Genomic DNA, 17,141 nt, shown 5'->3' with positions numbered 1-17,141 from the left:
TGGCACGAGCACGGCGTCGCCGGCGACGGCACGCCCTGCATCTGGCAGGACGGTCTCGACATTCCCCTGGTGAACTGCCTCGAGGCCAATTTCTATGCGGTGCACCCGAAGATGCAGCAGGAGGTCGGCCATCCCGTCGACGACATGTCGCATGCCTGGGGCGCCCCGGGCCTCCGCCCCGCCGGCGCCGAATGGAGCAAGGGCTATTCGCCGCTGCTGAAATACGAGTGGGGTCCGACCTACGAGGCCCTGCAGCGCTACGCCAGGGCGTCGGCCGGCTCGCCCTATGACGGCCTGTTGATGAACTACATGAATCCGGTGACCGGCGGGCCGGTCATGCAGACCATCGGCGCCTCCATGCAGATGCTGCGGCCGGGCGAGGCGACGCGCGCGCATCGCCACACCGGCAGCTTCATCTACCAGGTTGCCAAGGGCAGCGGCCACTCCATCATCGACGGCAAACGCTTCGACTGGAAGGAGCGCGACATCTTCTGCGTGCCGTCATGGGCCTGGCACGAGCATGCCAATGCTTCCCAGAGCGACGAGGCCTGCTTGTTCGCCTTCAACGATCTGCCGGTGATGCATTCGCTCGGCCTCTATCGCGAGGAAGCCTTCGGCGACAACGAAGGGCGGCAGCCGCTATCCTAGGAAAGAATTATGCGTCTCGTTACCTACCGCGACTCCGTCGAAGCCGCCGCGCGCCTTGGCGCTGTCGCAGATGATCTCGTCATCGACGTCGAGAAGATCGGCGCCCATGCCGGCGTGCCGCTCCCGGCCTCGATGCTCGCTTTCATCGATCTCGGCCCGCCTGCCTCGGCCGCCCTGAAGAAGATCCTCGGCGATTGCAACGGCCGTTGGCCGGTCGGCGCTGCACTGCCGCTTGCAAATGCAAGACTGCTCGCGCCGATACCGCGCCCGCGCAAGAACATCTTCGGCATCGGCCTCAATTATGTCGAGCACGTCGCGGAATCCTCGCGCGCGCTCGACACCGCAAAGGATCTGCCGACGCAGCCGGTGATCTTCTCGAAGCCGCCGACCAGCGTGATCGGCCCGCATGAGGCGATCGAGCACAACAAGGCAATCACGCAGCAGCTCGACTGGGAGGTCGAGCTCGCCGTCGTCATCGGCCGCACCGCGCGGCGGGTATCGGAGGCCGAGGCGCTCGCTTTCGTGTTCGGCTACAGCGTGATGATCGACGTCAGCGCCCGCGACAACCGAAGAGCCGGCCAGTGGATCTATTCCAAGGGGCAGGACACCTACGCGCCGTTCGGCCCCTGCATCGTCACCGCGGACGAGATCGCCGATCCGCACGCGCTCGATCTGTGGCTGGCGGTGAACGGCATCGAGAAGCAGCGCTCCAATACGCGGCACATGCTGTTCAAGGTGCCGCTTCTGATCTCGGACATTTCCGCCGCGATCACGCTCGAGCCGGGGGACATCATCGCAACCGGCACGCCAGATGGCGTCGGCGCGGGGCGCACGCCGCAGGAATGGCTGTGGCCGGGCGACGTGGTGGAAGCCGAAGTCGCCGGTATCGGCCGGCTGCGCCACCCCGTCGTGGCGGTTTGAAGCGCGAGGCTGGCGATGCTGTTCGACATGGAAGCGCTGGAAGCGCAGAACCGCTACAAGATCCTGGCATCGACCGTGACGCCGCGCCCGATCGCCTGGGTGACGACCTTGTCGGAGAACGGCGCGATCAATGCGGCGCCCTACAGCTTCTTCAACGCGCTGGGACATGAGCCGCCGACGCTCGCGCTCGGGCTGCTCGCCGGCAAGGGCCGCTTCAAGGACACAGCCACCAACATTCTGGCGACCGGCGAATTCGTGGTGAACCTCGTTTCCGAGGACAATGCCGCGGCCATGAACGTCACCTGCATCGATGCCCCTCCCGAGATCGACGAACTGGCGCTGGCCGGCCTGACGCCCGCGCCGTCTCACGCCGTGCGCCCGCCGCGCATCGCGGAGTCCCCGGTCTCCTTCGAGTGCCGCGTGCTCACGTCGCTGGTGACGGGGCCGCGCCAGACCATCGTCATCGGCCGCATCGTCTGCGCGCATGTCGGCGACGCTTTCGTGCAGGATGCGGAGCGCTGCTACATCGACACGCAAGGCTTGCGGCTGGTCGGGCGCATGCATGGCAGCGGCTGGTACGCCCGTTGCACGGACCTGTTTCAGATGGACCGGCCGAACTGGGCGGAATGGCAGCGCAACGGCGAGGCCAGCCGGGTCGCATCGGATGGAGCGCTATGACCGCGGCTGCGACAATCCCACACCCGAAAACCGGCACTATAATTCTTGATTTCCCTGTGAAGCCTGAATTATGGTGCAGATCGCTGGGGCATAGACCGAAGGTTCGACTGCGGACCTTCGGTTCGCGCTTGCTGCAGGCCGGCGCCTTTGCGCACAAAAAAACGTCTCTTTATAAAGGCCTGAGCTATCCGGCGCCGCCGATCCCGGCGGACAAAATTGAATCGAAACAGGAGGGGAAACCAATATGAAAAAGGCATTCTGGCTGGCGGGTATCGCCGCTCTGGCGCTGGCACAGCCTGCTAGCGCAGGGGACACCATCAAGATCGGCTTCGTCTCCACCTTCAGCGGCCCGACGGCTGCGATCGGCAACGACATGCGCAACTCCTTCGAGCTCGCGCTCGACCATCTCGGCCGCAAGATGGGCGGCAAGCCGGTCGAGGTGATCTACGAGGACGACGGGCAGAAGCCCGATGTCGGCAAGCAGAAGACCGAAAAGCTGATCCAGTCCGACAAGGTCGACTTCATCGTCGGCTACATCTGGTCGAACGTGCTGCTGGCCTCGCTGAAGACGGCGGTGGATGCCAAGACCTTCCTGATCACCTCGAATGCCGGCCCGTCGCAGCTCGCCGGCGAGCTCTGCTCGCCCTACGTGTTCTCGACCTCCTGGCAGAACGACCAGACCCCGCAGGCCATGGGCACCTACATGACCCAGAAGGGCGTCAAGTCGGTGTTCCTGATCGGCCCGAACTACGCCGCCGGCAAGGACATGCTGGCCGGCGTCAAGAGCACCTTCAAGGGCGAGGTCAAGGGCGAGGAATACACGGTCTGGCCGAGCCAGCTCGACTTCTCCGCCGAGCTGACCAAGGCGAAGAACTCCGGCGCGCAGGCGATCTTCGTGTTCTATCCGGGTGCGGCCGGCGTGCAATTCCTCAACCAGTACACCCAGGCCGGTATCAAGCAGCAGATCCCGCTCTACACCGCCTTCACCATCGACGAAATTACCCTGCCGCTGCAGAAGGACAACGCGCTCGGCGTTCCCGGGGCGCAGCATTGGGTCAACGACCTCCCCAACGAGGCGAACAAGAAGTACGTCGCCGACTACCGCAAGAAGTATCCCGGGCTGCGCCCGACCTTTTACGGCTCCCAGACCTATGACGCCGCCAACCTGATCAATAGCGCGGTGGTCAAGGTGAACGGCGACACCTCGAAGAAGGACGAGATGAAGGCCGAGATGGAAAAGGCCAACTTCAAGTCGGTGCGCGGCGCCTTCAAGTACGGCAACAACCACATTCCGATCCAGAACTTCTACCTGCAGGACGTGGTCAAGGATGCCGAGGGCCAGCTCGCGCTGAAAACGGTGGCTACCATCGTCAAGGACGATCAGGACCGCTTCCATGCCAAGTGCCCGATGAAGTAAGGTCGGGTCCTGCCGGCGCATGGTCTTCCGCGGCTTCGTAGCGTCTTGCGTGGGATGATGCGCCCAACGACAATGAGCGGCAGTGCCCTTGCGCTGCCGCTGCTTTTTTAGAGCATGATTCGGAAAAGTGTGAAGCGGCTTTCCGAAAAGATCATGCTCAAATAATAGGGCTGCTTACTCAGGCTTTGGGGTCCATGCTCGTCCTCGTCGAACAATCTCTCAACGGACTGCAGTTCGGCCTGCTGCTGTTCCTGCTGGCGGCCGGCCTGACGCTGGTCTTCGGCATCATGGACTTCGTCAATCTCGCCCATGGCTCGCTCTACATGATGGGCGCCTATTTCGCCGCGACCTTCGTGGCCTGGACCGGAAATTTCATCCTCGGCGCGGTCATGGCGCTCGGCGCCACGCTGCTGCTCGGCATCGTGCTGGAATTCGTGGCGCTGCGGCATCTCTACGGGCGGGACCATCTTGACCATGTGCTGGCGACCTTCGGCCTGATCCTGTTCTTCAACGACGCGGTGCGGCTGATCTGGGGCCCGGCGGGCCTCGCGCTGCCGCTGCCGGCCTGGCTCACGGTCCCGGTGCAGATCCTGCCGGGCGTCTACTATCCGGCCTACCGGCTCTCGATCATCGTTGTGGCGCTGCTGGTCGCGCTACTTCTCTATGTCGTGGTCATGCGCACCCGCATCGGCATGCTGATCCGGGCCGGCGCCTCCAACCGCGAGATGATCGGCGCGCTCGGTATCAACATCAAGCTGCTGTTCACCCTGGTGTTCGGCCTCGGTGCGGCGCTCGCCGGCCTTGCCGGGCTGATGCAGGCGCCGATCCTCACCGTGCAGATCGGCATGGGCGAGAACATCCTGATCCTCGCCTTCGTCATCATCGTGATCGGCGGCATCGGCTCGATCCGCGGCGCCTTCATGGCCGCGATCTTCGTCGGCATGATCGACACGCTCGGCCGCGCCTTCCTGCCGGATCTCCTGCGCAAGGTGCTGAGTTCCACCGCCGCTTCCACCGCGGCGCCCGCCCTGTCCTCGATGCTGATCTACCTCCTGATGGCCATCGTGCTGGTGGTGAGGCCGGAGGGGCTGTTCCCGGCCGCCAAGCGATGAAGTCCCTCCTCAATCTGCGCAACATCGTCGTCGCGCTCGTCATCGCCGGCCTGCTGCTGCTGCCGGTCTATTCGGCGCTGTCGGGCAAGGTGTTCATCCTGACGATGTTCACCCGCATCATCATCCTCGCCCTGGCGGCCGCAAGCCTGAACCTGATCATGGGCTATGGCGGCATGATGAGTTTCGGCCACGCCGCCTATCTCGGCATCGGCGGCTATGCCGTCGGCATCCTCGCTTTCGAAGGCGTCGGCTCCGGCTTCATCCAGTGGCCGGTGGCGCTGATTGCGTCTGCGCTGTTTGCGCTCGTCATCGGCGCGCTCAGTCTGCGCACCCGCGGCGTCTATTTCATCATGATCACGCTCGCCTTTGCGCAGATGGCCTATTACATCGCCACCTCGCTGGCGCGCTACGGCGCCGACGATGGCCTCACCATCTACAAGCGGAGCGACTTCGGAGGCATCGTCGACCTTTCGAGCCGGACGCAATTCTACTACGTGTGCCTGGCCTGCCTGCTCGGCGGCCTCTATCTGATCTGGCGCATCGTCAATTCCCGCTTCGGCCTCGTCGTGCAGGGCGTGCGCTCCAACGAGCAACGCATGCAGGCGATCGGGTTCCATTCCAACCGCTATCGCCTGGTCTGCTTCGTCATCTCCGGCACCATCTGCGGCCTCGCCGGCGCGCTGCTCGCCAACAACACCGATTTCGTCAGTCCCGCCGTGATGTACTGGACCCGCTCCGGCGAACTCATGGTGATGGTGGTCCTCGGCGGCATGGGCTCGCTGTTCGGCCCGGTGATCGGCGCCATCGTGTTCCTGCTGCTGGAAGAGCTGCTGTCGCAGATCACGGAATACTGGGCTATGATCATGGGGCCGCTCTTGCTGTTGATCGTGCTGTTCGCGCGCGGCGGCATCATGGGCCTGCTGGGGAGGTTCTCCCGTGGCTGAGCATCTCTTGCGCGTCGCAAACCTGACCCGGCGTTTCGGCGGCCTCGTCGCCACCGACAATCTCTCCATGGAGGTCACGCCGGGCGAACTGCATGCCATCATCGGCCCCAACGGCGCCGGCAAGACCACGCTGATCAGCCAGCTCACCGGACAGTTGATGCCGAATTCCGGGATCATCCATTTCGCCGGGCAGGACATCACGGGGCTGCCGTCCTACAGGCGCAGCGGGCTTGGATTGGCGCGCTCGTTCCAGATCACCTCGCTGCTGCGCGACTTCACCGCCGCCGACAATGTCGCCCTCGCAGCGCAGGCCCATGCCGGCCACTCCTACCGCTTCTGGGCCAATGCGCGGAAGGAAAGGCCGCTGCGCGAGGCCGCGCACGCCGCGCTTTCGCGCGTCGGCCTCGGCAAACGCGCCGACGTGCCGGTCTCCGAGCTCAGCCATGGCGAACAGCGCGAGCTCGAACTGGCGGTGGCGCTGGCGACCAGGCCGCAACTGTTGCTGCTGGACGAACCGATGGCCGGCCTCGGCGTCACCGAGTCGCAGCGCATGGTCGCGCTCCTGAAGGAGCTGCGCAAGGAGGTCACCATCGTGCTGGTCGAGCACGACATGGAAGCCGTGTTCGCGCTCGCCGACCGCATCACCGTGCTGGTCTATGGCCGCGTCATCGCCTGCGGCCGGCCGGACGAGATCCGCAGCAATGAGGAAGTCAAGCGCGCCTATCTCGGCGACCAGCATGCGGTGACGCGCAAGGGATGATCGGGATGGCTGATACGCTCCTGGAAATCGACGGTATCGAAACCTGCTACGGCCTCAGCCAGGTGCTGTTCGGCCTGCAGCTCACCATCAGGTCCGGCGAGATGATCGCCCTGATGGGCCGCAACGGCATGGGCAAGACCACCACCATCCGCTCCATCATGGGCCTGACCCCGGCGCGCGCCGGCGCCATCCGCTTCGCCGGCGAGGATGTGCGCAAGCTGCCGTCCTACAAGATCGCGCAGCTCGGCATTGGCCTGGTGCCCGAAGGCCGTCAGATCTTCCCGAACCTCACCGTGCGCGAAAATCTCGTGGCGGCCTCCGGCAATCGGCGGGGCGCGAGGGACCCGTGGACGCTGGAGAAGATCTACGCACTGTTCCCGCGCCTCTCCGAGCGCTCCACCAACATGGGCGTCACGCTGTCCGGCGGCGAGCAGCAGATGCTCGCCATCGGCCGCGCGCTGATGACCAACCCGATGCTGCTGATCCTCGACGAGGCCACCGAAGGCCTCGCGCCGCTGATCCGCGAGGAGATCTGGAGCTGCCTGTCGATGCTGAAGAGCCAGGGCCAGTCCGTGCTCGTCATCGACAAGAACGTCGGCAACCTCGCGAAAATCGCCGACCGCCACTACATGATCGAGCGCGGCCGCACGGTGTGGAGCGGCACGTCGGAGCAGCTGCTGGCGGAGCCGGAGCTGCAGCATAGGTATTTGGGGATTTGATAGCAGCCGTCATTGCGAAGAGCGAAGCGGACGAAGCAATCCGGCTTTTCTCTTTGCAGGGCAAGCTGAAGCTTCGCTCGCAATGTCGGTTTGAGAGACTGCCGTGAGCCCGTCTTTCACCTCTTTGGGAGTGGGAAGTAGTGTAGCGTGGCATTCTAGCGGGAAAAACCGGCAGCTATCGACCTCAAGGCCGCGTTCCCCAGCTTTATCGAGCCCGTCTTGGCATCATCGATCAACAATGTCCCCAACGGCTCGCGCTGAGTGCACGAGATGAAGTTCGGCGGTCATCGCATTCATCCTGCAGGCTCAATTGCACACTTCCACAGTAGATCCACCGGTGGCTTGCGTTACTCCACTCACCCAAGAACCCTTGACAAGTCGACAATTTTTGCCAACGGGCCGGCAGCCTCCCTGACCACAGATAACTTGTCCGGATGGCTGCGGCTTGGAAGGCGCCGCTTCCACATTGGCGCGCTCGCGCCGATCACGCGTTGAAGGCGCTTCTCGCTTCGCCACGGGCTTCTTCACTTCGAACTTTTCGCAAGTGTTGTCGTCACCGACTTCATAACCAGCGCGGCACGTAATTTTCGTGCAACGCTCGCCGTCAGCTTTAAACCCGTGATCGCAAACCAACGGACAGATGCGCGTCGTCTTGCTCCTGACGGCATCGAGCGCATCGACGCTGGCGATTTTCACGTCGAGCTTCATGCCCGCGTGCTTGTTGAACAGATCGAGCGACCGCTGCGCCGCCGCATTCCAGTTGCCGTCTACCGATCCGGTATTGCAGCCGACCCGGCGCAGTTCGGATTGCAGCGATCGTGGAATATCGACCGTCGCTTGATCGGACTTGTCGGACGGCGGAGCTAGTGCCGCAACCTTTGCATCCTTGGCTTTTTGATCGGCGGCGGCCTTTGCCTCCGCGGCGGCCTTGACGCGCTCGGCTTCCGCGACCTTGGCTTCCTCCGCCTTCTTGGCCAGCTCGGCGGCGGTTCGAGCTTTTTCGGCTGCCTTGGCCTGCTCAGCGGCCTTGGCTTGCTCGGCGGCTTTCGCGCCCTCCAGGGCGAGCCGGGCCTTTTCTTCCTGTGCTGCCCTGGCCTTGTTCGTGGCTTCAACTCGTGCCGCTTCCGCCGCCAGCTTGTCGCGTTGCGCCTTGGCAAGGGCGGTGAAGAAGCCGGAGGGATACTTCTCAATGAAGGCATCCCAAACCGGCTTCGTGCCCACTTGAAGCGCGAATTCGTAGTTCCGCTGCATCGTGGTATCCTGATCCACGGGAGCAGCGATGGTTGGGGCTGGCACTGCCGGGACGAGCGCCACGTCGTTGCCGCCAAGCGAGCCGTAGACGAAAGGCTCTTGTGTATTGTTGGTGGCCTTCAATACGTCGTCGCGAACGAAACCGAATGCCTTGCGAAGATCGAGGCCTGGCTTGGCAAGATGGGCGACCAGCGCCGCAGCGAACGGACTGTTCTTGCTGTCGCCGTCGGACGCCGTCGAACCGGCCTTGGCGGCAAAGGCAACCATCGTGTTCGGGCTGGAAGGTTCGACCTTGGCCAGCCCGCGCCCAATCGCGCGGGAACCGATTGTTCGCTTCATTTTCCTGGCGAACGGATTGTCACGGCAAGCGTCAAGGATGACCAAGCGAAGCTGCTTGGCTGGCTCGACCGCGAAAAGTACACGGTCCAATGCAAAGGTTTCGTCAAGAACGTCGGTATCGGTCTCGAGCGCCGCATCGATCGGAATCAGATAGTTGGTGCCATCCAGCTCGATGCCATGACCGGCAAAGTAGATCACCGCCACATCGGCATCGCGTGTCTTGTTGCCGAACTCGCGCAGGGTCTTGCGCATTTCGTTGGTATTCAAATCCAGTTTCGAGTCGACCGAGTCGAAGCCTGCCTTCCTGAACATGGCGGAAACCGCTGCCGTATCGTTGGCAGGATTGTTCAGCCTCGCGACCTTCTGATAGGCCGAATTGCCGATCACCAATGCAACGCGCTTCTCGGCCAATGATGGGCCGCATCCAAGCCAGGTTGCAAGAATCAAGAAAGCCAATAACCGAAATGCGCCCATGCGAGCCCCCGGACGACAGACTAGCGTCTAATGCCGAAACCACAAGATTCTTACCGTGATGTCTGTCACATACCGCGACAAGCCTCGCGGCAGGACGGCGTCTGCCCCCTGAATCAACTCACTTGCGTCCGCAACGCGCCGCGCGTCAGCTTCAAAACATCTCGAAATATTCGCGGTGCTCCCAGTCCGACACTTCGGCTTGGAAGCGCTCGATCTCGGCGTTCTTGATGTGCACGTAATAATCCACGAACGCAGCCCCCAGCGTGTCGCGGAAGAAGGGATCGTCATGAAGCGCGAACACCGCCTCGCGCAGGCTCTTCGGCAACAGCGTGGCCTTGGTCTCGTAGGGCGTATCGGCCGACGGGCCGGGATCGAGCTTGCGGTCGACGCCGTCGAGGCCGGAGAGGATCTGCGAGGCCATGTAGAGATAGGGGTTGGCCGCCGGCTCGCCGATCCGGTTCTCCAGCCGTGTGGCGGCGTCGCCCGCGCCGCCGAGCACGCGGATCATCACGCCGCGGTTGTCGCGGCCCCAGATCGCGCGATCGGGCGCCAGCGAATAGGAGCGGTAGCGCTTGTAGCCATTGATGGTCGGCGTGGTGAACACGGTGCTTGCGCGCGCGTGCTCGAGCAGGCCGGCGAGATAATGCTTGCCGAAGGCGCTCAGCACCTCGCCCTTGTCCTTTGCCATCAACGCGTTCTCGCCGGTCGACCGCGACACCAGCGACTGGTGCAGGTGCCATCCGCTGGCGAAGACATTCGGCAGTTTCGGCCGGCACATGAAGGTGGCGTGATAGCCGTGGCGCCGCGCGATCTGCTTCACGGCGGAGCGGAACAGCACCATGTTGTCGGCGGGCGCAAGGCCGCGTGTCGGCTGGAAGGTGAATTCGCACTGGCTCGGCCCGAACTCGACCTCGACCGAGCGCAAGGGCAGCCCCAGCGCCAGCACGTCGCGGCGGATGATTTCGAGCGCCGGCTCCATCTGGTCGTAGCGCTGCTCGGTCAGGTATTGATAGCCGTGCGAGAGCAGGCTTACGGAGGGCGGATTTCCCGGCTGGCCTGCATCCTCTGCCGCCATCTTCGCGTCTTCCAGCCTGAAGAGGTGGAATTCGACCTCGAGCCCGGCGACGAAGTCAAAGCCGCGCTTGGCGAGATTGTCGATCACGCCGCGATAGAGATTGCGCGTCGCGAACGGCACCGGGCGGCCGTCGCCAAAATAGACGTCGCACATCAGCCAGCCCGTGGTCGGCGCCCACGGCAGCACGCGGAAAGTGGTGGGATCGGCGACCATCAGCACGTCGGCCGCGCCTTCCATCTCCTTCATGCCGAACCCGCCGCCCGACGTGAACACCGGAAACACCGTGCGGTGCGAGGTGTCTTTCGCCAGCATCGTCGTCGTGATGGAGCAGCCGCTTTCGAGCGTCGCCAGCGCCTCTGCCGCCACCAGCGTCTTGCCGCGCAAGATGCCGTGCTGATCCGGGAAGGCGAGGCGGATCACCTCCAGCTCGCGCTCCTCGACTATGCGGCGCAGCCGACTGGCCGCTTCCTTCTGCTCGGCCGACCACAGGCCGTGGCGCTCGACGAAACTCAACGCGGTATTCCCCCAGAGTGCTTTTATTGAAGAGTTATCCGAAGAACGGGACCGTTTCCACCGTCATTGCGAGGAGCGAAGCGACGAAGCAATCCATGGCGCCGCAAGCAGACAGGTGGATTGCTTCGCTTCGCTCGCAATGACGGCGGAATTCACTATCCCGCCGCCGAAAGATGCTTCACCTTGCCGGCGATCTCGCTCGGCACCGGCGCCGCCCAGGGCGCGCCGCGCCGCCGCTTCACGTCGACTTCCATCCAGTAGATTTCCCAGCCGGTGGTCGGCCCGATACCGTCCATGGTCGCCGGGCCCTGGATCGAGCGCGCATGCGCTTCCTCCAGATGCAGCATCGGTGTCTGCCCGCCCGCCACCTTCTCGATTTCCTGCCGCAGCAGCCGGCGATACTGGATGATCGCCTTGTCGCTCTGGCCGAGATGCTCCTTGGTGCGATCCTGGATCGCACCCATCGATTCCACCGCCCATTGGTCGTGCACGTTGATGTCGACGCCCATGCCGGTGTAGGTCGCGGTCGCCTGCTCGTGCGGATCGAAGCCGTAGTCATTGGCCTTGTTCTTGCGCGAGGTGTAGTCGGGCAGCTCGTAGAGCTCGAGCCGCTGCTCGCGCATCTTCTTCTTGTCGACCGGCTCCGTATAGCTGGTGAAGATCGCATACCAGTAGCAGTTCTCGTCGTCGATCGGCACGTGCCACTGCGTGATCGTCATCTCCGTGCTCATGGGGATGACGAAGCCGTGCGGAAACACCTGGTTGGTGACGCGCACATGGGTGTGTTCGTCGTCGATCTGGCGCAGCGTGATCAGGCGCAGGCCGTATTCGGTGTGCTCGACATTGATGATCGGCCGGTCGTATTCGCGCAGGATTTTCGTCATCGGCAGGTCGCTGCCGGCGGAGGCGCCGCGGAACTGCTTGCCGTAGGCGGTCGACGTATCCTCGTCCTCGAAGAAGCGGTGCAGATAGGAGGCGTGCGAGGGATCGATGCCGACTTCGAGGGCCTGCAGCCAGTTGCAGCCCCAGTGGCCCTTGAAGGCGAAGACGTGGCTGTCGGGCGCGACGAAGGCGTCGATCTCCGGAAAGGCGGGCGGGGTGCCTTCGCCGAGATAGGCCCAGAGGATGCCGGCCTTCTCGACCACGGGATAGGAACGCTGCCGGATGCCCTTGCAGAGCTGCGAGCCGGCCGGCTCCGCCGGCGTCTCGATGCACTGGCCGGTCGCGTCGAACAGCCAGCCGTGAAACGCGCAGCGCAGGCCGCCATGCTCGAGCCGGCCGAAGGCCAGGTCGGCGCCGCGATGCGCGCAGTGACGGTCGATCAGGCCGTAGCGGCCCTGCTCGTCGCGGAACAGCACGAGATTTTCGCCGAGCAGTCTGACCGGCCGCACCGGGCGCGGCCCCTCCAGCTCGTCCACCAGCGCCGCCGGCTGCCAGTACATCCGCATCAGTTCTCCGCACGGGTCTTTCGGCCCGGTGCGGGTGATCAGGTCGTTCTGTTCCTGGCTCATCATGGCGGCGGTCCCCTTCGAGCGGTCGGCGTTGTTCGCCTATTGAACAATTGGGCGAATTATGCCATGCAGGTGCAACACCGCAAGCACAATATTTCCGCTTTCCGTTTCCAAGGGCGCCGACGGACCACCATGCCAAAGCTGAAACGCGAGGGCGGCGAGGAGCGCGCCACCGATTTTGTCGAGAGCCTCGATCGGGGGCTGCGCCTGTTGCAGGCGTTCGGCGGCACGACCGGCCCGATGACGCTGAGCGACGTCGCCCGCGCCGCCGAATTGCCGCGTGCCACCGCGCGCCGCATCCTCTTTACGCTGGAGCGCGGCGGCTTCGTCTCGAGCGACGGAAAATTGTTCACGTTGACGCTGCACGTGCTGACGCTCGCCGGCGCCTTCCTGCGCTCGAACCAGGTCGTCGCCGTGCTGCAGCCGGTGCTCGACCGCATCGCCAGCGCCGCGCAGGAAATATCTTCGCTCGCATTGCTCGACGGCGACGAAGTCGTCTTCATCGCCCGCGGCAGCCCTGCGCGCGTCTTCTCCACCGGCCTGGAGATCGGCTATCGCCTGCCGGCCTTCTGCACCTCCGTCGGCCGCGCGTTGCTCAGCCGCTTCGATGACGACGAACTTGCAAAACGCCTGAAGGCGATGCGCCGCGAGGCATTGACGCCGCAGACCGTCACCGATCCGAAGCTGCTACTGAAAACGATCGTGGCCGACCGGGCCAAGGGCTTTTCCCTCGTCGACCGCGAGGCCGAACCGCATTTCCGCTCGATCTCCGTCCCCGTCCGCCGCTACGACGGCGCCATCGTCGCCGCCATCAACATGGGCGCCCATGTCGACCGCGTGCCGCTGCGCGAATTGACCGACCGCTTCCTGCCGCTGCTGCGGGAAGGGGCGGAAGGCGTGAGGGACAAGCTGCTTTGAGGGCTTGCGCTCGCCGGGCCAGACATAAATGCTCATTGCTATTGAAATTACCATAGAGTATTCTTTCAATAGAAATGGATATAGGTATTATGGTAAGCAAACGCGCCGAACCGAAATCCGCCGCGTCCCGTGAGGGAGCCGTTCTGACCAAGGCGACCATTCGCGCCTCCGAAAAGCTCGGCGTCTCGCAAAAGGCACTCGGCAATATCATTGGCCTGTCCGAGCCCGTCGTGTCGCGGATGAAGAACGGCGAGTACGTTCTGGCCCGCGGCAAGCCCTTTGAGCTCGCCGCCCTGTTTGTTCGGCTCTACCGCTCCCTGGATGCGATCGTCGGGGGAGACGAGCCGGCAGCGCGCAAGTGGATGAAGAACAGAAACCTCGCGTTGAACGGCGCGCCGATCGATCTGGTTCAGAAGGTGTACGGCCTCACCCATGTCGTCCAATACCTGGACAGCAGGCGCGCTGTTATCTAGGAGCGCGCCGCTATCGGGCAGTTTTTGGCGAATCGTCGAAGCCCAGCACCACGTTTCGACGATGAAGCTGACCGACTCGCTTGAAGAGCAGGCGATCCTGGAAGACCTGATCGAGGAAACCAAGCCGCTCATTCCGACGGACTGCGCAGGGCTGCATTTCCTCCTGATGACTCCGTTTCGCTACAGCAGGCAAAACCCTTGGGGCTCGCGTTTCCGCAGACCCAACGCCGACGCGGGCGTTTTTTACGCGGCGGAGCACCCGGAAACGGCGATAGCCGAAACCGTATTCCATCGTCTCAGGTTCTTCGCCGAGTCTCCGGAAACGCCATGGCCGAAGAACGCCGCGGAATACACCGCATTCTCGGTCGAGGTGCATTCCGAGCGCGCCCTCGATCTGACAGCGTTCGCCGTGGGCGAGGTGGTTGGCATTCTGGACCCCGCCGACTACTCGGCGGGTCAGGCGTTGAGCGAAAGGGCGCGTGAAGCGGGTATCGAGCTCATCAAGTATCCGTCGGTCAGAGATCCCGATCGTGGCGCCAATCTGGCTGTGCTAACTCCGGCGGCCTTCGCAACACGGGAGCCAACCGGCCGCCAGACGTGGCGAATTTATCTGGACGGCAACGGCGCAAGGGCGATTTGCGAGTCGCCCAACACGTCGCTCGCGTTTGGCCGCGATGCGTTCGACGCCGATCCCCGGATGTCCGGATTTGCTTGGGAACGCTGAATTCGTACGGACTTAAACCGCCACCGTCCGCAGCCCGAACGAGCGCGCCTCGTTCTGCAGCACCGGCCGGATCGAATCCACCAGCCGCGCCGCCGCGGCGTCCACGGAAAGCCCGGCCGTATCCACCACCGCCGCGGCGCGCGAATACAGTGGCTCGCGGCTCACCAGGATGTTGCGCAGCTCCGCCATTGCCGAGCGGTCGTCGGCCATCGGGCGAAGGTCGCCCTGCTTGCGCACGCGCATCATGTGCTCTTCCGGGTCGGCCTTGATCCAGATGGTGTAGAACGACGACAGGATCAGGTCGAACGTCAGAGGCTCCGAGACGATGCCGCCGCCGGTCGCCAGCACCATCAGCTCCTTGCGCGCGAGCAGTTGCTTCAGCGCGGCCTGCTCCATGCGGCGGAATCCTTCCTGGCCGTAGAGCGCGATGATCTCGGCGACGGAAAGCCCGTTTTGCGTCTCGATTTCCTTGTTGAGCTCGACGAAGCTCCAGCCGAGCTTCTTCGCCAGGATTCTTCCGAGCGTGGTCTTGCCGGCGCCGCGCAGACCAATCAGCGCAATGCCGGCAAAGGACGGCTGGCGATGCGCGCTGGCGCCGTGACCGGCGAGAACGTCCTTGGCCTGCGCAATCTGCGCGGGCGTTGCCTTGCGCATGAGATCGCGAATCACCGCCCAGTCGGGCGCGGTCTCGCCGTCGGGAATGAGATCCTCGATATGCGCTCCCATCGCCTGCGACACGCGGCGCAACAGCACGATCGAGACATTGCCCTTGCCGCTCTCGAGCTGCGCGATGTAGCGCTCGGAAATGCCGCTGACCTTGGCGAGCACCTTGCGCGACATCCCGCGCAGCGCCCGCGTGGTGCGGACCCGCTGACCGAGTTGTTCGAGAAATCCGGTTTCGGGATCGGGTTTTTCGGCCATGTTTAGGCAACATAGTGCCGAAAAGGGTTGACAGCAAGCGACCCTGTGGATTTTATATGCATTATAATTCCAAACTAAGGTGGAGGAACGTCATGGCACGCGTGGTCATCGGGAGCGCGGCATGAGCGCATATAACGCAGTGACGTGGCTGCTCGACCGCAACGTCGAGGAGGGTCGCGGCGCCAAGCTCGCCTTCACCGACACCGTTTCCGAGCTCAGCTATGGCGAATTGCAGCGGCAGAGCTGTCGCGCCGCCAACCTGCTGCGCCGCCTCGGCGTGCGCCGCGAGGAGCGGGTCGCCATGATCATGCTCGACACGGTCGATTTCCCGATCGTATTCTTGGGCGCGATCCGCGCTGGCATCGTCCCGGTCCCGCTCAATACGCTGCTGACGGCGGATCAATATGCCTACGTGCTTTCAGACAGCCGCGCCCGCGTGCTGTTCGTCTCGGAGGCGCTGTACCCGGTCGTCAAGGACATCGTCGGCCGCATGCCGGATCTCGAATGCGTCGTGGTGTCCGGCAAGAACGCGTTCGGCCACAAGCTGCTCGCAGAGGAACTCGCCAGGGAAAGCGATTCCTTCGCCACCGTCGAGACCCATGCCGAGGAGCCGGCGTTCTGGCTCTACTCCTCCGGCTCGACCGGCATGCCCAAGGGCGTCCGCCACATCCATTCCAATCTGCAGGCCACCGCGGACACCTATGCCAAACAGGTGCTCGGCATCCGCGAAGACGACGTCTGCCTGTCCGCGGCAAAGCTGTTCTTCGCCTATGGGCTCGGCAACGCGCTGACTTTCCCGATGTCGGTCGGCGCCACCACGGTGCTGAACTCGGAGCGGCCGACGCCGGCGCTGATGTTCGCGCTGCTCAACAAGTACAATCCGACCATCTTCTACGGCGCGCCGACCCTGTTTGCGGCGATGCTGAACGACGAGGCGTCGAAGAACGCGCGGGCAGGGACGCGCCTGCGCATCTGCACCTCCGCCGGCGAGGCGTTGCCGGAATCCGTCGGGCTGTCCTGGAAGGCGCGCTTTGGCGTCGACATCCTCGACGGCATCGGCTCGACAGAGCTTCTCCACATCTTCCTGTCCAATGCGCCCGGCGACATCAGGTACGGCTCGTCCGGCCGTCCCGTCCCCGGCTACAACGTCCGTCTGGTCAGCGATGACGGTGCCGACGTGCCGGACGGCGAGATCGGCGAGCTCCTGGTCGAGGCGCCGTCGGCCGGCGAAGGCTACTGGAACCAGCGCGCCAAGAGCCGGCATACCTTCCAGGGCAACTGGACCCGCACCGGCGACAAGTACGTCCGCGATGCCGACGGCCGCTACACCTTCTGCGGCCGCGCCGACGACATGTTCAAGGTGTCCGGCATCTGGGTCTCGCCCTTCGAGGTCGAGAGCGCGCTGATCACGCACCCGGCGGTGCTCGAGGCCGCCGTCGTGCCGGAGGCCGATCCGGAGGGGCTGCTCAAGCCGAAGGCCTTCGTGGTGCTGCGCCCCGGCGGCGAGACGGACGATCTGTTCGAAGCGCTGAAGGAGCACGTGAAGAAGAAGATCGGCCCGTGGAAGTATCCGCGCTGGATCGACGTGGTGGACTCCTTGCCGAAAACCGCAACCGGAAAAATCCAGCGCTACAAGCTGCGCGAGGGGGCGTCAAACTAGGCCGCATCACCGTCGTGGCCGGGGGGGGGGGGGGCCCCACGAAACCAAGTGAAAGCGGGGGGGGGTGGGGGGGGGCGCGCCCC

At 64.1% G+C, this 17,141-nt stretch carries 16 protein-coding genes; 12 read left to right on the top strand and 4 right to left on the bottom strand.

Annotated features, from left to right (window positions below):
* The 8 genes from ACT4OC_RS31690 to ACT4OC_RS31655 all read left to right on the top strand — a co-directional run.
* On the top strand, positions 1 to 648 hold a 648-nt coding region (locus ACT4OC_RS31690; protein ID WP_444843009.1), incomplete at its 5' end, for a cupin domain-containing protein.
* A gap of 9 nt (positions 649 to 657) precedes the next feature.
* Complete coding sequence (locus ACT4OC_RS31685; RefSeq protein ID WP_444843008.1) at positions 658 to 1,569, top strand: fumarylacetoacetate hydrolase family protein; 912 nt, start codon at positions 658 to 660, stop codon at positions 1,567 to 1,569.
* A gap of 15 nt (positions 1,570 to 1,584) precedes the next feature.
* A complete protein-coding gene (locus ACT4OC_RS31680) occupies positions 1,585 to 2,247 on the top strand; it encodes a flavin reductase family protein (protein ID WP_444843007.1) in 663 nt (220 codons plus the stop codon).
* Positions 2,248 to 2,491: 244 nt separating this feature from the next.
* Positions 2,492 to 3,664 carry an ABC transporter substrate-binding protein gene (locus ACT4OC_RS31675; protein WP_444843006.1) on the top strand — a complete coding sequence of 391 codons (1,173 nt, stop codon included), beginning with the start codon at positions 2,492 to 2,494 and terminating at the stop codon, positions 3,662 to 3,664.
* Between the two features lie 194 nt (positions 3,665 to 3,858).
* A complete protein-coding gene (locus tag ACT4OC_RS31670; protein ID WP_444843005.1) occupies positions 3,859 to 4,776 on the top strand; it encodes a branched-chain amino acid ABC transporter permease in 918 nt (305 codons plus the stop codon).
* Positions 4,773 to 5,720, top strand: coding sequence for a branched-chain amino acid ABC transporter permease (locus ACT4OC_RS31665; RefSeq protein WP_444843004.1), 948 nt, complete (start codon positions 4,773 to 4,775; stop codon positions 5,718 to 5,720). The genes ACT4OC_RS31670 and ACT4OC_RS31665 overlap by 4 nt, the downstream gene beginning before the upstream one ends.
* Complete coding sequence (locus ACT4OC_RS31660; protein ID WP_444843003.1) at positions 5,713 to 6,480, top strand: ABC transporter ATP-binding protein; 768 nt, start codon at positions 5,713 to 5,715, stop codon at positions 6,478 to 6,480. The genes ACT4OC_RS31665 and ACT4OC_RS31660 overlap by 8 nt, the downstream gene beginning before the upstream one ends.
* A 5-nt stretch (positions 6,481 to 6,485) precedes the next feature.
* The gene (locus ACT4OC_RS31655) at positions 6,486 to 7,199 is read left to right on the top strand and encodes an ABC transporter ATP-binding protein (RefSeq protein ID WP_444843002.1); all 714 of its coding nucleotides are present in this window, start codon (positions 6,486 to 6,488) and stop codon (positions 7,197 to 7,199) included.
* Between the two features lie 306 nt (positions 7,200 to 7,505).
* Here ACT4OC_RS31655 and ACT4OC_RS31650 read toward each other — a convergent pair whose 3' ends face one another.
* The 3 genes from ACT4OC_RS31650 to ACT4OC_RS31640 all read right to left on the bottom strand — a co-directional run bounded on the left by ACT4OC_RS31650 (position 7,506) and on the right by ACT4OC_RS31640 (position 12,365).
* Entirely contained in the window at positions 7,506 to 9,263 is a 1,758-nt protein-coding gene (locus tag ACT4OC_RS31650) for a caspase family protein (protein WP_444843001.1), read from the bottom strand.
* Between the two features lie 151 nt (positions 9,264 to 9,414).
* The gene (locus tag ACT4OC_RS31645) at positions 9,415 to 10,851 is read right to left on the bottom strand and encodes a glutamine synthetase family protein (RefSeq protein ID WP_444843000.1); all 1,437 of its coding nucleotides are present in this window, start codon (positions 10,849 to 10,851) and stop codon (positions 9,415 to 9,417) included.
* Positions 10,852 to 11,006: 155 nt separating this feature from the next.
* Positions 11,007 to 12,365: an aromatic ring-hydroxylating dioxygenase subunit alpha gene (locus tag ACT4OC_RS31640; RefSeq protein ID WP_444842999.1), complete on the bottom strand. Its 1,359-nt coding sequence runs from the start codon at positions 12,363 to 12,365 to the stop codon at positions 11,007 to 11,009.
* 129 nt (positions 12,366 to 12,494) lie between these two features.
* On the opposite strand from ACT4OC_RS31640, the gene ACT4OC_RS31635 reads away from it, so the two are divergent.
* From ACT4OC_RS31635 to ACT4OC_RS31625, 3 genes are all read left to right on the top strand, one after another.
* The gene (locus ACT4OC_RS31635; protein WP_444842998.1) at positions 12,495 to 13,280 is read left to right on the top strand and encodes an IclR family transcriptional regulator domain-containing protein; all 786 of its coding nucleotides are present in this window, start codon (positions 12,495 to 12,497) and stop codon (positions 13,278 to 13,280) included.
* A gap of 89 nt (positions 13,281 to 13,369) precedes the next feature.
* The gene (locus ACT4OC_RS31630; RefSeq protein WP_444842997.1) at positions 13,370 to 13,753 is read left to right on the top strand and encodes an MbcA/ParS/Xre antitoxin family protein; all 384 of its coding nucleotides are present in this window, start codon (positions 13,370 to 13,372) and stop codon (positions 13,751 to 13,753) included.
* Positions 13,713 to 14,477, top strand: coding sequence for an RES family NAD+ phosphorylase (locus ACT4OC_RS31625; RefSeq protein ID WP_444842996.1), 765 nt, complete (start codon positions 13,713 to 13,715; stop codon positions 14,475 to 14,477). Before ACT4OC_RS31630 ends, ACT4OC_RS31625 begins: the two co-directional genes overlap by 41 nt.
* 12 nt (positions 14,478 to 14,489) lie before the next feature.
* On the opposite strand, the gene ACT4OC_RS31620 is transcribed toward ACT4OC_RS31625, so the two are convergent.
* Complete coding sequence (locus ACT4OC_RS31620; protein ID WP_444842995.1) at positions 14,490 to 15,398, bottom strand: helix-turn-helix transcriptional regulator; 909 nt, start codon at positions 15,396 to 15,398, stop codon at positions 14,490 to 14,492.
* 121 nt (positions 15,399 to 15,519) lie between these two features.
* Here ACT4OC_RS31620 and ACT4OC_RS31615 point away from each other — a divergent pair, with 121 nt between their 5' ends.
* Complete coding sequence (locus tag ACT4OC_RS31615; protein WP_444842994.1) at positions 15,520 to 17,058, top strand: benzoate-CoA ligase family protein; 1,539 nt, start codon at positions 15,520 to 15,522, stop codon at positions 17,056 to 17,058.
* Positions 17,059 to 17,141 lie beyond the last annotated feature (83 nt).

The organism is Bradyrhizobium sp., from assembly GCF_052389815.1.
Classification (GTDB): Bacteria; Pseudomonadota; Alphaproteobacteria; order Rhizobiales; family Xanthobacteraceae; genus Bradyrhizobium.
Note: the sequence above shows the minus strand (reverse complement) of the source record. Positions and strands in the feature narration are given on the sequence as shown.

Coding starts and splice junctions, on each gene's coding strand:
- ACT4OC_RS31685 (WP_444843008.1), top strand. CDS start 658: ATGCGTCTCGTTACCTACCGCGACTCCGTCGAAGCCGCCGCGCGCCTT.
- ACT4OC_RS31680 (WP_444843007.1), top strand. CDS start 1,585: ATGCTGTTCGACATGGAAGCGCTGGAAGCGCAGAACCGCTACAAGATC.
- ACT4OC_RS31675 (WP_444843006.1), top strand. CDS start 2,492: ATGAAAAAGGCATTCTGGCTGGCGGGTATCGCCGCTCTGGCGCTGGCA.
- ACT4OC_RS31670 (WP_444843005.1), top strand. CDS start 3,859: ATGCTCGTCCTCGTCGAACAATCTCTCAACGGACTGCAGTTCGGCCTG.
- ACT4OC_RS31665 (WP_444843004.1), top strand. CDS start 4,773: ATGAAGTCCCTCCTCAATCTGCGCAACATCGTCGTCGCGCTCGTCATC.
- ACT4OC_RS31655 (WP_444843002.1), top strand. CDS start 6,486: ATGGCTGATACGCTCCTGGAAATCGACGGTATCGAAACCTGCTACGGC.
- ACT4OC_RS31650 (WP_444843001.1), bottom strand. CDS start 9,263: ATGGGCGCATTTCGGTTATTGGCTTTCTTGATTCTTGCAACCTGGCTT.
- ACT4OC_RS31640 (WP_444842999.1), bottom strand. CDS start 12,365: ATGATGAGCCAGGAACAGAACGACCTGATCACCCGCACCGGGCCGAAA.
- ACT4OC_RS31635 (WP_444842998.1), top strand. CDS start 12,495: ATGCCAAAGCTGAAACGCGAGGGCGGCGAGGAGCGCGCCACCGATTTT.
- ACT4OC_RS31630 (WP_444842997.1), top strand. CDS start 13,370: ATGGTAAGCAAACGCGCCGAACCGAAATCCGCCGCGTCCCGTGAGGGA.
- ACT4OC_RS31625 (WP_444842996.1), top strand. CDS start 13,713: ATGTCGTCCAATACCTGGACAGCAGGCGCGCTGTTATCTAGGAGCGCG.
- ACT4OC_RS31620 (WP_444842995.1), bottom strand. CDS start 15,398: ATGGCCGAAAAACCCGATCCCGAAACCGGATTTCTCGAACAACTCGGT.
- ACT4OC_RS31615 (WP_444842994.1), top strand. CDS start 15,520: ATGAGCGCATATAACGCAGTGACGTGGCTGCTCGACCGCAACGTCGAG.